This is a genomic window from Nocardioides alpinus (assembly GCF_900112035.1).
In the GTDB taxonomy this organism is placed as follows: Bacteria; Actinomycetota; Actinomycetes; order Propionibacteriales; family Nocardioidaceae; genus Nocardioides; species Nocardioides alpinus.
Genome location: NZ_FOKC01000004.1, coordinates 1 through 13,670, shown reverse-complemented (window position 1 = coordinate 13,670; position 13,670 = coordinate 1). Strand labels below are relative to the sequence as shown.

The 13,670-nt window shown below is 71.7% G+C and carries 10 protein-coding genes; 8 read left to right on the top strand and 2 right to left on the bottom strand.

Features of this window, described 5'->3' with window-relative positions; translation table 11 throughout:
* The first annotated feature begins 27 nt into the window (after positions 1-27).
* Positions 28-1,530 carry an IMP dehydrogenase gene (gene guaB, locus BM127_RS09875; protein WP_091198057.1) on the top strand — a complete coding sequence of 501 codons (1,503 nt, stop codon included), beginning with the start codon at positions 28-30 and terminating at the stop codon, positions 1,528-1,530.
* Positions 1,531-1,534: 4 nt separating this feature from the next.
* Here the strand turns inward: guaB and BM127_RS23005 are convergent, their stop codons facing one another.
* A complete protein-coding gene (locus tag BM127_RS23005) occupies positions 1,535-3,250 on the bottom strand; it encodes a CHAP domain-containing protein (protein WP_091198053.1) in 1,716 nt (571 codons plus the stop codon).
* Positions 3,251-3,347: 97 nt separating this feature from the next.
* On the opposite strand from BM127_RS23005, the gene BM127_RS09865 reads away from it, so the two are divergent.
* The 7 genes from BM127_RS09865 (at position 3,348) to BM127_RS09835 (ending at position 12,985) form a co-directional block, all read left to right on the top strand.
* Positions 3,348-4,457 carry a GuaB3 family IMP dehydrogenase-related protein gene (locus BM127_RS09865; RefSeq protein WP_091198050.1) on the top strand — a complete coding sequence of 370 codons (1,110 nt, stop codon included), beginning with the start codon at positions 3,348-3,350 and terminating at the stop codon, positions 4,455-4,457.
* A gap of 7 nt (positions 4,458-4,464) precedes the next feature.
* Complete coding sequence (locus BM127_RS09860; RefSeq protein ID WP_091198046.1) at positions 4,465-6,204, top strand: glycerol-3-phosphate dehydrogenase/oxidase; 1,740 nt, start codon at positions 4,465-4,467, stop codon at positions 6,202-6,204.
* 92 nt (positions 6,205-6,296) lie between these two features.
* The gene (locus tag BM127_RS09855; RefSeq protein ID WP_091198715.1) at positions 6,297-7,913 is read left to right on the top strand and encodes a succinic semialdehyde dehydrogenase; all 1,617 of its coding nucleotides are present in this window, start codon (positions 6,297-6,299) and stop codon (positions 7,911-7,913) included.
* Positions 7,910-9,634 (top strand): GMC oxidoreductase, encoded by a 1,725-nt coding sequence (locus BM127_RS09850; protein ID WP_091198043.1) that lies wholly within the window; start codon positions 7,910-7,912, stop codon positions 9,632-9,634. The genes BM127_RS09855 and BM127_RS09850 overlap by 4 nt, the downstream gene beginning before the upstream one ends.
* Before the next feature lie 315 nt (positions 9,635-9,949).
* Complete coding sequence (guaA, locus tag BM127_RS09845) at positions 9,950-11,527, top strand: glutamine-hydrolyzing GMP synthase (protein WP_091198040.1); 1,578 nt, start codon at positions 9,950-9,952, stop codon at positions 11,525-11,527.
* Positions 11,524-12,534: an App1 family protein gene (locus BM127_RS09840; protein ID WP_091198037.1), complete on the top strand. Its 1,011-nt coding sequence runs from the start codon at positions 11,524-11,526 to the stop codon at positions 12,532-12,534. Before guaA ends, BM127_RS09840 begins: the two co-directional genes overlap by 4 nt.
* A 10-nt stretch (positions 12,535-12,544) precedes the next feature.
* Positions 12,545-12,985: a hypothetical protein gene (locus BM127_RS09835; protein WP_139227705.1), complete on the top strand. Its 441-nt coding sequence runs from the start codon at positions 12,545-12,547 to the stop codon at positions 12,983-12,985.
* Between the two features lie 104 nt (positions 12,986-13,089).
* Here BM127_RS09835 and BM127_RS22540 read toward each other — a convergent pair.
* Positions 13,090-13,670 (bottom strand): HNH endonuclease signature motif containing protein (locus BM127_RS22540; RefSeq protein ID WP_217642316.1); only part of this gene is annotated, 581 nt, incomplete at its 5' end.

Genomic DNA, 13,670 nt, shown 5'->3' with positions numbered 1-13,670 from the left:
GTCCGCGGCGCCGCCTAGAATGGCGCCGTGGAGATCCCCGAGAAGTTCGCTGCGCTGGGCCTCACCTACGACGACGTGCTGCTGCTGCCGGGGGAGTCGGACCTCGCGCCCAGCGACATCGACACCACGACGCGGCTGACCCGCGAGATCTCGGTGCGGGTCCCGCTGATCAGCGCTGCGATGGACACCGTCACCGAGTCGCGGATGGCGATCGCCATGGCACGCGAGGGCGGCATCGGCGTCCTGCACCGCAACCTCTCGATCGAGGACCAGGCCCGCCAGGTCGACCTCGTCAAGCGCACCCAGACCGGCATCATCTCCAACCCGGTGACGATCGGCCCCGACGCGACGCTCGAGGAGCTCGACCGCATCTGTGGCGAGTACCGCGTCTCCGGCCTGCCCGTGGTCGACCTCGACAACCGGCTGCTCGGCATCATCACCAACCGCGACCTGCGCTTCACGCCCGTCGCCGAGTGGGCCACCACCAAGGTGACCGAGGTGATGACCAGCGAGGGCCTGATCACCGGCCCCATCGGCATCTCCCGCGAGGAGGCCACGTCGCTGCTGCGGGCCCACAAGCGCGAGCGGCTCCCGCTGATCGACGACCACGGGCGCCTCGGCGGCCTCATCACGGTGAAGGACTTCGTCAAGGGCGAGCAGTTCCCGCACGCGTCGTACGACGGTGACGGCCGGCTGCTCGTCGGTGCGGCCATCGGCTACTTCGGTGACGCCTGGGAGCGCGCGACCACGCTGGTCGAGGCCGGTGTCGACGTGCTCGTCGCCGACACCGCGCACGGCCACGTGCACCTGCTGCTCGACATGGTCCGCCGGCTCAAGACCGACCCGAGCACGCGTCACGTGCAGGTCATCGGCGGCAACGTCGCGACCCGCGAGGGCGCGCAGGCGTTCGTCGACGCCGGCGCCGACGCGGTCAAGGTCGGCGTCGGTCCGGGCTCGATCTGCACGACCCGCGTCGTCACCGGCGTGGGCGTGCCCCAGGTGACCGCGGTCTACGAGGCGTCGCTGGCGACGAAGCCCGCCGGCGTGCCGCTCATCGCCGACGGTGGCATGAAGCACTCCGGCGAGATCGCCAAGGCGCTCGTCGCGGGCGCCGACGCGGTGATGGTCGGCTCGATGCTGGCCGGCTGCGAGGAGTCGCCGGGCGAGGTCGTCTTCGTCAACGGCAAGCAGTTCAAGTCCTACCGCGGCATGGGCTCGCTCGCCGCGATGAGCAGCCGCGGCAAGAAGTCCTACTCCAAGGACCGCTACTTCCAGGCCGAGGTCACCAGCGACGACAAGATCGTGCCGGAGGGCATCGAGGGCCAGGTCGCCTACCGCGGTCCGCTCTCCGCGGTCGCCCACCAGCTCGTGGGCGGGCTCAACCAGTCGATGTTCTACGTCGGAGCCCGCACCATCCCCGAGCTCCAGGACAAGGGCCGCTTCGTCCGGATCACGTCGGCCTCGCTCAAGGAGAGCCACCCCCACGGCGTGCAGATGACCGTCGAGGCGCCCAACTACTCCGGATCCTGATCCCTCAGGGTGTGAAGCCGGCCCGCGTCGGCGCGGTGACGCCGGTGACGGCCCAGGTCGGCCTGGTCAGCAGCCGGGCGTGAGCCGTACGACCACGGTCGGCCACCACGAAGAGGCCGGCGTTGCTGCGCGTGACGAGTCCGGGGGACCGGGTGGCGTCGCCGGAGGAGCGGATCGTGCCCGGCAGCTGGGACTTCTCCCCGGGAACCGCGGCCCGGACGAGCAGGGCGCCGCTGCGGGCGACGGCGGCGACGTGCAGGCGGCCGCCGACGGCGCCCACCGCCGGTGAGGCGTACGGCGACCAGTCCCCGTCGATGGTCTCGGCTCGGCTCCAGCGGCGACCGACCAGGCGCGTCACGCGCAGCCGACCGGCAGCGGTGACCTGGTGCAGGCGGGTGGTCCCGTCCGACGCCAGGCTCAGCGCGGGGGTCGAGGTCGTGGAGGCGCGGTCGCCGGGCAGGCGTCGCAGGCGCCCCCGCTCGAGGGTCTGGGCGAACGTCGCACCCCGGGCCGTCACCGCGACGAGCACGGTCCGACCGGCGTCATCGGGTCCCAGCACGGGAGCGGTGTGCGTGGCCCACGACAGGGGCTCTCCGACCCGGGCCGCACGGCTCCAGCGTCCGGCCTCGGTGAAGCGTCGGGTGACGAGCGTGCCGGCGGAGGAGGTCGCGGCCAGCACCGGGCGCCCGGTGCGGGACAGGGCGAGTGCGGGGCTGGCGGTGACGGCCGAGGTGCCGACGTCGCGGAGGCGTACGCCGGTGCCTGTGCCGCGGAGGGTGCCGGCGAGGACCCGACCGGTCCGGGTGGTCGCGGCCACCCAGGGGAGGCCACGGCGGTCGAGGACCAGTGCGGGCGCCACCAGCGACGAGAAGGTCCCGCGCGGACCGACGGTCCGTGCCGGACGTCCGGGGCGGGCGAGTCGGAGCGTGCCGCGGTCGTCGACGCGGGCGGTCCACGACTCCCCGAGCCCGTCGGGCACCGACACGACCGGGCGGTCCGACCCGATGAGCGGGGAGGGGGCGACGTCGTCGAGGTGGAGGTACCGGAAGTCGCCGACCGGGACCGCACGGCTGCCGTAGCCGCCGGGGGTCGCGTGGTTGTACTCCTCGATCGTCACCGTGCCCGGACCGATCGCACTCACCCAGGCGACGTGGCCGACCCGGCCGTTGTCGGACTGCGCGACGGCGCCGATGGCGGGGACGCCGTCCACGCGGTAGCCGAGTCGACGCGCGACGTCGTCCCAGTTCTCCGCGTTGCCCCAGTGCTCGCCGCCGAAGTCGTTGGCGAAACCGGCCATCCGGTTGCGCTCCTGCAGCCGCCAGGCCACGAAGCTCGTGCAGTTGCGCAGCACGAAGCCCCACGAGTCGCCGATCGAGCCGTTGATCGACCAGACCCGGCTCTCGCAGACCGGCTTGGGCCCGCGCGGGTCGTAGAGGTGACCCGAGACGGGGTCGAGCACGGGCGGCGGGGGCGGCGGGGGCGGGGGCGGCTCGACGACCGGCGCCTCCTTCTCGCCCGGCTTGGGCGGGGTGGGGCTCGGTGTCGGCGTCGGGGTGGGGGTGGGCTCCTCGATCGGCTCCTGCGGGACGATCGGGCACTGGCCCTGCCACGCCCACGGGTAGTCGTCGGCGGCCTGCGCCGCGGGCGCGGACACGCCCAGCAGCCCCGCTGCGATGCAGGCGGCTGCGAGAGCGCGCGCGATGATGCCTGTGTTCCCCACGTGACGACGGTAGGGACGGCGTGGCCCGCGTGTACGCGGTTTGCCGAACCTGTTGCCGAGACGTGGACCACGGGGACCGGCCGATAGGCTGCACACCGTGACCGAGATCGAGATTGGCCGTGCCAAGCGCGGTCGCCGCGCCTACTCCTTCGACGACATCGCGATCGTGCCCTCGCGGCGCACGCGCGACCCCGAGGAGGTCAGCACGGCCTGGCAGATCGACGCCTACCGCTTCGACATCCCGGTGCTCGCCGCCCCGATGGACTCCGTCATGTCCCCCTCGACCGCGATCGCGCTGGGCCAGATGGGCGGGCTGGGGGTGCTCAACCTCGAGGGCCTCTGGACGCGGTACGACGACCCGACCGGCCTGCTCGAGGAGGTCGCGGGCCTCCAGGGAGCCGACGCCACCCGCCGGATGCAGGAGATCTACACCGAGCCGATCAAGCCCGAGCTGATCACGGCCCGGCTCAAGGAGGTGCGTGCCGCCGGCGTGACCGTGGCCGGCTCGCTGTCGCCGCAGCGCACCAAGGAGCACGTCAAGGCCGTCGTCGACGCGGGCGTCGACATGTTCGTGATCCGCGGCACCACCGTCAGCGCCGAGCACGTGAGCAGCAACGCCGAGCCGCTCAACCTCAAGGAGTTCATCTACGAGCTCGACGTCCCGGTGATCGTGGGTGGCTGCGCGACCTACCAGGCCGCGCTGCACCTGATGCGCACCGGCGCGGCCGGCGTGCTGGTCGGCTTCGGTGGCGGAGCGGCCCACACCACCCGCACCGTCCTCGGCGTCGCCGTGCCGATGGCGAGCGCGGTGGCGGACGTCGCTGCGGCCCGCCGCGACTACCTCGACGAGTCGGGCGGCCGCTACGTCCACGTCATCGCCGACGGCTCGATCGGCAGCTCGGGAGACATCGCCAAGGCGGTGGCCTGCGGCGCCGACGCCGTGATGATCGGCTCGCCGCTCGCCCGCGCGAGCGAGGCCCCCGGCCGCGGGTTCCACTGGGGGAGCGAGGCCACGCACGCCGAGCTCCCGCGCGGCCAGCGCGTGCAGTTCGACGCGGTCGGCTCGCTGGAGGAGATCATGTTCGGCCCCTCGCGCACGGCCGACGGCACGATGAACCTCATCGGCGCCCTGCGCCGCGCGATGGCCACCACGGGCTACACCGAGCTCAAGGAGTTCCAGCGCATCGAGGTCGTGGTCCAGACATGAGCACCCCATGACCCTCGCCAGGGCCCTCGACGCCGACCAGCGCGCCGACGCACTCACGCACCTCGCCGAGGGCGAGCTCGACGTGCTCGTCGTCGGCGGCGGCATCGTCGGCGTGGGTGCGGCGCTCGACGCCGTGACCCGCGGTCTCAAGGTCGGCCTCGTCGAGCAGCGCGACCTCGCCTCCGGCACCTCCTCGCGCTCGTCGAAGCTGGTCCACGGCGGACTGCGCTACCTCGAGATGTTCGACTTCGCGCTGGTCAAGGAGGCGCTGGAGGAGCGCGGCCTGCTGCTGACGCGGCTCGCGCCCCACCTCGTACGACCCGTGCCGTTCCTCTACCCGCTCGAGCACGCCTGGGAGCGCCCCTACGTCGGCGCCGGCGTCGCGCTCTACGACGGCATGGCGATGACGGGCAAGTACGACATGGGCGTGCCCAAGCACAAGCACATCTTCCGCAAGCAGCTCGCGCGGATGGCACCGGACATCCGGACTGACAAGCTGCACGGCGCGATCCGCTACTACGACTGCCAGGTCGACGACGCGCGGCTGGTCATGACCATCGCCCGCACCGCCGCCAACAACGGCGCCCACGTCGCGACCCGCACCAAGGTCACCGGCTTCCTCCGCGACCCCTCGACCGGCTCCGGGCAGGCGGCGCGCGTCGTCGGCGTCACCGCTCGCGACCTCGAGGGCCAGCGCGACCTCGAGATCCGCGCGAAGGTCGTCATCAACGCCGCCGGTGTGTGGACCGACGAGGTCCAGGACCTGATCGGTGGGCAGGCGCAGCTCGACGTCGACGCCAGCAAGGGCATCCACCTCGTCGTGCCCAAGGACCGGATCCGCTCCGAGTGCGGCTTCATCACCAAGACCGAGAAGTCCGTGCTCTTCGTGATCCCGTGGGACCAGTTCTGGATCATCGGGACGACCGACACCGCCTGGGACTTCGACCTCGCGCACCCCGCAGCCAGCAAGACCGACATCGACTACCTCCTCGGGCACGTCAACCGGCTCCTCAAGGACCCGCTCGACCACCGCGACGTGATCGGCGTCTGGGCGGGGCTGCGGCCGCTGCTCAAGCCGATGCGCAAGGAGGGCGAGATGGGGGAGACCACCAAGCTCTCCCGCGAGCACACGGTCGCCAACCCGGTGCCCGGCCTCGTGCTGGTCGCCGGCGGCAAGCTGACGACCTACCGGATCATGGCGAAGGACGCGGTCGACCACGCGATCCGTGACTTCGACGCCACGCCCGCCTCCATCACCGACCGCGTCCCCCTGATGGGTGCGTGGGGCCACGAGGCCCGCACCAACCAGCGCGTGTCGATCAGCCGGTCGTCGGGGCTCGACGTCGGCGTGGTCGACCACCTCCTGGGCCGCTACGGCGGCCTGGTCGACGAGGTCCTCGCTCTCATCGCCGCCCGCCCCGAGCTCGCGCTCGGCGAGCCGCTCGCGGGCGCCGAGCACTACCTGCGGGCCGAGGTGCTCTATGCCGTCACCCACGAGGGGGCCCGGCACCTCGACGACGTGCTGGCCCGCCGGACGCGCGTGTCGATCGAGACCTTCGACCGCGGCATCACCGCAGCCCGCCCTGCCGCCGAGCTGATGGGCGGGGCGCTGGGCTGGGACGCCGCGCAGGTCGAGGACGAGGTCGACCACTACCTGCGCCGGGTCGAGGCGGAGCGGCTGAGCCAGCTGATGCCGACCGACCAGGAGGCCGACGAGGCGCGGGTCAAGGCACCCGACATCGTCTAGCCCCGGCTTGACAAATGTCACAACAGTGTCAAATGCCGGGATGACGTGACCGATCCGTGGCACGGCGTCCGAGCGCGACCTACGCTGCACGGATGAGTGAGCAGAGTCCCGCCTCAGGCCCGATCACCGACGGTCCTGCGGACCCCGAGCACGACAGCACCGCGACCTACGCCCTCGACCGCTCGTACGTCGCCAGCCTGACGCGCCGCGTGCTGAGCACGAACGGTGAGACGCACGCCGTCTCCTCGCCGATCGGTCGCGCACCGCTCGCGCACATCCCGCAGTCGAGCCCGGCCGACGTGGCCGAGGCGTTCGCGCGGGCGCGCCGGGCGCAGGTGGCGTGGGCGGCCACGTCGCTCGACCAGCGCGCGGCCGCGCTGCTGCGGCTGCACGACCTGCTGCTCGACCGCCAGGACGAGCTCATCGACCTCGTCGTGTGGGAGTCGGGCAAGGCCCGCAAGGACGCCTACCTCGAGGTCGCCCACCTCGCGCTGACCGCGCGCTACTACGCCCGCACCGCCCACGAGCACCTCGACCCCCACCGCGTCGGGGGCATGTTCCCGGTGCTGACGAGGGCCGAGGTCCACCGCGTCCCCCAGGGCGTCGTCGGGATCATCTCGCCCTGGAACTATCCGCTCAGCATGGCGCTGTGCGACGGCATCCCCGCTCTCCTCGCAGGCAACGCGGTCGTCGCCAAGCCGGACTCCCAGACGATGCTGACGGCGCTGCTCGCCGTCCAGCTGCTCGACGAGGCCGGCTTCCCGCCCGAGGTCTGGCAGGTCGTCGCCGGCCCGGGCCCCGAGATCGGCGGCGCGATCACCGCCGCCGCCGACTACGTCTGCTTCACCGGCTCGACCGCGACCGGCAGGCTCATCGCGCGTCAGTGCGCCGACCGGCTCATCGGCTGCTCGCTGGAGCTCGGCGGCAAGAACCCGATGCTCGTCCTGCGCGACGCCGACGTGCACCGCGCGGCGGAGGGCGCCGTACGCGGTGTCTTCTCCAACGCCGGCCAGCTCTGCGTCTCGACCGAACGTCTCTTCGTCGCCGACCAGGTCTACGACCGCTTCGTGGACGCGTTCGTCTCGCGCACGCAGGCGATGACCCTCGGCGCCAGCCACGACTGGAGCGTCGACATGGGGTCGCTGGTCTCACAGGCACAGCTCGACAAGGTCACCGCCCACGTCCAGGACGCCGTGGCGAAGGGCGCCCACGTGCTCACCGGCGGCCGGGCCCGCCCCGACCTGGGTCCGTTCGTCCACGAACCGACGATCCTCGAGGGCGTCTCGGCCGACATGCAGTGCTTCGGCGAGGAGACCTTCGGTCCGGTCGTCGCGCTCTACCGGTTCCACAGCGAGGACGAGGCCGTCGAGCGCGCCAACGACGGGGCGTACGGGCTCAACGCCTCGATCTACACCCGTGACGCCGCCCGCGGCCGCGCCCTCGCGCGCCGGATCAGGTGCGGCACGGTCAACGTCAACGAGGCCTACGGTGCGACCTTCGGCTCGCTCGGTGCGCCCATGGGCGGCATGCGCGAGTCGGGCATGGGCCGTCGGCAGGGTGCGGAGGGCATCCGCCGCTACACCGAGGCGCAGTCCGTCGCGACGCAGCGCCTGGTGCCCATCGCGCCGCTGCTGGGCATGTCGGAGGAGACCAACGCCCGTGTGATGACCGTCGCGCTGCGGCTGCTCAACAAGCTGGGCCGAGCGTGAGTCCCACCCCACGCGTCCGGCACTACGACGTCCTGGTGATCGGCTCCGGCTTCGGCGGATCCGTCACGGCGCTGCGGCTGACCGAGAAGGGCTACCGGGTCGGTGTGCTCGAGGCGGGCGCGCGCTTCTCCGACGACGAGCTGCCCGAGCACGGCGGTGACGTGAAGAGCTTCATCTTCCGCCCGGAGGTCGGCCTCTACGGCATCCAGCGCATCGACCTCGTGCGCGACTGCTTCATCCTCGCCGGCGCCGGGGTGGGCGGCGGTTCGCTCAACTACGCCAACACCCTCTACGAGCCGCCGGAGCCGTTCTACAAGGACCCGCAGTGGGCGCACATCACGGACTGGAAGGCCGAGCTCGCGCCCTACTACGACCAGGCCCGGCGGATGCTCGGCGTGACCGACTACGCCCGGACCACGCCCGCGGACGTGGCGATGAAGGAGGTGGCCGACGAGATGGGTGTCGGCGACACGTTCCACCCGACCCCGGTCGGTGTCTTCTTCGGCGAGCCGGGACAGGCCGAGGGGGAGACGGTCGCCGACCCGTTCTTCGGCGGCGCAGGTCCCGAACGGGCGACGTGCATCAACTGCGGCTCGTGCATGACCGGTTGCCGGCACAACGCCAAGAACACCCTGGTGAAGAACTACCTCTACCTCGCCGAGCAGAACGGCGCCGTCGTGCACCCGCTGACGACGGTCACCGACGTACGCCCGCGGCCCGGCGGCGGCTACGAGGTGACGGCCCGCTGGACCAAGGCCAAGCTGTCGCGCAAGGGCGCCGTGAAGACCTTCACCGCCGACCACGTGGTCTTCTCCGCCGCCGCGATCGGCACCCAGCGACTGCTCCACCGGCTCAAGGCAGAGGGCTCGCTGCCGAAGATCTCCGACCGGCTGGGCGTGCTGACCCGCACGAACTCCGAGGCGATCCTGTGGGCGACCGCCAACGACGACGCCGTCGACTGGACCGACGGCGTGGCGATCACCTCCAGCTTCCACCCCGACGAGCACACCCACGTCGAGCCCGTCCGCTACGGCCGCGGCCGCAACGTGATGCCGCTGATGGCGACGGTGCTGGTCGACGAGGTCCTCGGCGAGAAGCGCTGGCGCACGTGGGGCAAGGAGCTGTGGCGCCAGCGCGACGGCCTGCGCGACCTCTACTCGCTCAACACCTGGTCGCGGCGCACGGTCGTGGCGCTGGTCATGCAGACCCTCGACAACTCGATCACCACCGTCTGGAGGACGCGCGGCGGGGTCGGCTACATGTCGTCGACCCAGGGCCACGGTGCCCCCAACCCGACCTACATCGCTCCCGCCTACGACGCCGTACGCCGACTGGCGCGGATCATGGGCGCGCGCCAGGCCTACGGCGCCGTCGGCGAGCCGCTCGGGATGCCGCTCACCGCACACTTCATCGGCGGCTGCGCGATCGGCGACTCACCCACGACAGGGGTCGTCGATCCCTACCAGCGGGTCTACGGCTACGACGGGCTGCACGTCGTCGACGGGTCCACCGTCTCGGCCAACCTCGGGGTGAACCCGTCGCTGACGATCACCGCCCAGGCCGAGCGCGCGATGGCCCACTGGCCCAACAAGGGCGAGGTCGACCCCCGTCCCGCGGTGGGGTCGGCGTACGTCCGGTTGGCGCCGGTGGAGCCGAAGAACCCGGTCGTGCCGGAGGCGGCGCCAGGAGCGCTGCGCCTGCCGATCGTCGGCGTCAGCTGACCTGGCCGAGGACAACTGGCCCGATCGCTCCCACTTTGGTCTGTCCAGGGCCGTAACCACGGCCCGTCAGGGGCGTTGGGTCGAGTGAGGGCTCCGGCAGTCATGCTCCCTCCCAAGGGCCGGAACCCTCTTTCTCGGCACTGTTGATCAGTCGCTGGGAGCCAAGTCCCAGGGCCCGGTCACCCTCCCTCCCCGATCGGGCCCTGGGACGATTTTGGGCGTGGTGACCGGGCCAAGGCCCGATGCTCCACCGTCTCTCCCCGATCGGGCCCTGGGACGATTTCGCGCCGAGGCGAAGCCGTTAGACTCCGCGGCGTGACGCAGCCTGCAGAGCACGACCTGGTCCTCGTCGTCGACTTCGGCGCCCAGTACGCCCAGCTCATCGCGCGGCGCGTCCGCGAGGCGAGGGTCTACTCCGAGATCGTGCCGCACACGATGCCGGTGGCCGACATGCTGGCGCGCCACCCCAAGGCGATCATCCTGTCCGGCGGGCCCTCCAGCGTCTACGCCGACGGCGCCCCCGGCATCGACACGGGCGTCTTCACGGCCGGGGTGCCGGTCTTCGGCATGTGCTACGGCTTCCAGCTGATGGCGAAGGGCCTCGGCGGCGAGGTCGCGCACACCGGCGCGCGCGAGTACGGACGTACGCCGGTCGTGGTCTCGGAGCCGGGCACCCTCCTCGAAGGCATCCCCGCCGAGCACAAGGTGTGGATGTCGCACGGTGACTCGGTCGCCCAGGCGCCCGAGGGCTTCACCGTCCTCGCGTCCACCGAGGACACCCCCGTGGCTGCCTTCGAGGACCTCGACCGCCGCCTCGCAGGCGTGCAGTGGCACCCCGAGGTCCTCCACTCCGAGCACGGCCAGAAGGTGCTCGAGCACTTCCTCCACCAGATCGCCGGCTGCCGACAGACCTGGACGATGCTCAACATCGCCGAGGAGCAGATCGAGCGCGTCCGCGAGCAGATCGGCGACACCGGGCTGGCCATCTGCGGCCTCTCCGGCGGCGTCGACTCCGCGGTCGCGGCAGCCATCGTGCAGCGCGCCATCGGCGAGCGGCTCCACTGCGTCTTCGTCGACCACGGGCTGCTCCGCGAGGGCGAGGCCGAGCAGGTGGAGCGCGACTTCGTCGCCGCGACCGGGGTGAACCTCCACGTCTACGACGCGCGCGAGACCTTCCTCGCCGCCCTGTCGGGCGTGACCGACCCCGAGGAGAAGCGCAAGATCATCGGTCGCGAGTTCATCCGCGCCTTCGAGGCCGCCGAGGTCGCCGTGCTCGGCGAGGCCGCCGACCAGGGCGAGAAGGTGGGCTTCCTCGTGCAGGGCACGCTCTACCCCGACGTCGTCGAGTCGGGCGGCGGCGCCGGCACCTCCAACATCAAGTCCCACCACAACGTCGGCGGCCTGCCGGAGGACCTCGAGTTCGCCCTGGTCGAGCCGCTGCGCACGCTCTTCAAGGACGAGGTCCGCCTTGTCGGGGAGCAGCTGGGCCTCCCGGGCGACATCGTGTGGCGCCAACCGTTCCCCGGCCCCGGGCTCGGCATCCGGATCATCGGCGAGGTGACCGCCGACCGGCTCGACATCCTGCGCCGCGCCGACGCCATCGCCCGCCAGGAGCTCACCCGGGCCGGTCTCGACAGGGACATCTGGCAGATGCCGGTCGTGCTGCTCGCCGACGTGCGCTCGGTCGGCGTCCAGGGCGACGGACGCACCTACGGCCACCCCGTCGTGATCCGCCCCGTCACGTCCGAGGACGCGATGACCGCCGACTGGGCCCGCCTGCCCTACGACGTCATGGAGCGGATCTCGACCCGCATCACCAACGAGGTGGCCGAGGTCAACCGGGTCACCCTCGACATCACCTCCAAGCCGCCGGGCACCATCGAGTGGGAGTGAGCCGTTGGGTCTCGGCGGTCGAGCGCGCCTTCGACGGCGCGCGGGCCAGGCGTGGGACCGGACGGACGCCTGAGCACTTCCGCATCGAGTCCTACGGCGGCCACGGGTCGAGTGCCGGGGTGATGGTGCGCGGCCGCGTCGTCGACGACCCGCCACTGTCGAGCGCGGTCGAGGGGGAGGGGGTGCGGGCTGCCGTACGCCGCCAGGTGCGGGGGTTCTGGACACACGAGCTCCCTGACGTACCGCTGCGGATCGAGGTCGCCGGCCACGACGAGCCGGTGGTCACCGACGCGGACGGATACTTCCGGGTCCGCCTGGCAGCCGGTCCACTGCTCACCGCGTCCACCACGGGCACGGTCGAGCTGGCCGGCGACTACCGCGGCCTCGCCCGTGGCCACCGCACCGAGCTCTTCGTCCACGTGCCCGGGCCCGACGCCGACTTCGGGATCATCTCCGACATCGACGACACCATCCTGGAGACCGGTGTGCAACGCGTCGCCGCCATGGTGGCGCAGACGTTCACCGGCTCGGCCCTGACCCGGACGCCCTTCCCGGGCGCCCCCGAGCTCTACCGCGACCTCAGCAGGAACGGCACCAACCCCGTCTTCTACGTCTCGTCGAGCCCGTGGAACCTCCACGCCTTCATCATCGAGTTCCTCCGCCACCGCGGGTTCCCACCCGGACCGGTCCTCCTGCGCGACCTGCTGGGCACCACGGCGGGCCGCGAGGAGAAGCACGACCGGATCCGTGAGGTGCTCGAGCTGCACCCCGACCTCCGGTTCGTCCTGATCGGCGACTCCGGCGAGCGCGACCCGGAGATCTACGCCGACATCGTCCGCGAGCACCCGCGCCGCATCATCGCGGTGTACATCCGAGAGGTGCGCCTCGATCCCGGCGACGGGCGGGTGGAGCAGGTCACCGACGCGTGGGACCACGACGTGCCCTTCGTGCTGGCGGCCGACAGCGACGCCGTACGACGCCACGCGGCGCAGTCGGGTCTGCTCTAGTGTCGGTGTCGTGAAGGGGGACCGGGAGGCGCAAGGGTTGGCGGCAGCCATGGCGTTCGTCGCGTGGTTGCTCGTCATGGTCGGCCTGTGGCTCTCGCCGACGTCCCCGGATCCTCGGCTGGACCTCGAGGGTGGAGGCTCGTTCGCCGCCGCCCTGACCGTCTACCTCCCCGCGATCGGCATCACGGTGGCCGCCGTGGTCATGGCGATCGTGGCTGCCTGCACCCGCGCATGGGTCACTGCCGCCGTGACAGTGGGTGGCATGACCGCGCTGTTCTCGGCGTGGACCCTCTCGCAGGACTACCTCCTGGACTACCGGCCCTCGATGGACTTCTACCTCTGGCCGGGTCTGACGCTCGCGGTGCTCGGCGTCGTCCTTGCCGCATCGGCCCGGAGCTCGCGAGAGGCCTTCGCAGACCCGGTCGGCGTGGACGATCGCCCGACCGGCTGATCAGGTCTTTCCGCAGGGTGTGAAGCGAGCGCTCGCGGGCCTCGTGGGACCGGTAGGCGTGCCTGTTGCCCCGTCACCGGTGGGTGGCGGGGTGTGGGGCGGGGTCATGGTCGCTCGGGTGGTTCGTCACCGTCGTTGGTTGACGAAGGACGAGGTCCTGTTGCGGGGCCCGGTGCATCTGGTGGGTCAAGGGCGCTGCTTCCGGTGCGGTCGCGTCGGAAGCGGTGGCTGTGGGGGCTGGTCCAGACGAAGGTCCCGGGTGCGGTCATCTCGTAGCGCCAGGCCGTGTGGGTTTTGAGACGGTGGTGGAACCGGCACAGTGCCGCGAGGTTGCGGGTGTCTGTCGGCCCGGGTTGTGGCGTGTGTTCGGTGTCGGCTTGATGGTCGTAGGCGGTGATGTGGTCGATGTCGCAGCCTCGTGCGGGTCGGGTGCACCACGGGAACACGCACGTCGTGTCGCGGAGGAGGACGTGCTCGCGGATCCGGTCGGGGATCGCATACCCGGGTGCGGTCAGGTGCTGGGTGAGGTCGATGACGGGTTTGATCGTGATCTTGGTCCGTGTGTCGGTGCACCAGGATCGGAGCTGGTCGAGGAGCGCGAGGCGTTGGCCGTTCTCGAGGCGGCCGGTGGGCCCGAACACGGTCTGTCCGTCGGCGGTGAGGTGGGCGTCGAAGTGGGCGTGGA

Excerpts from the sequence above, each read along its gene's own strand:
- BM127_RS09860 (WP_091198046.1), top strand. The coding sequence starts at position 4,465 with ATGACCCTCGCCAGGGCCCTCGACGCCGACCAGCGCGCCGACGCACTC.
- BM127_RS09855 (WP_091198715.1), top strand. The coding sequence starts at position 6,297 with ATGAGTGAGCAGAGTCCCGCCTCAGGCCCGATCACCGACGGTCCTGCG.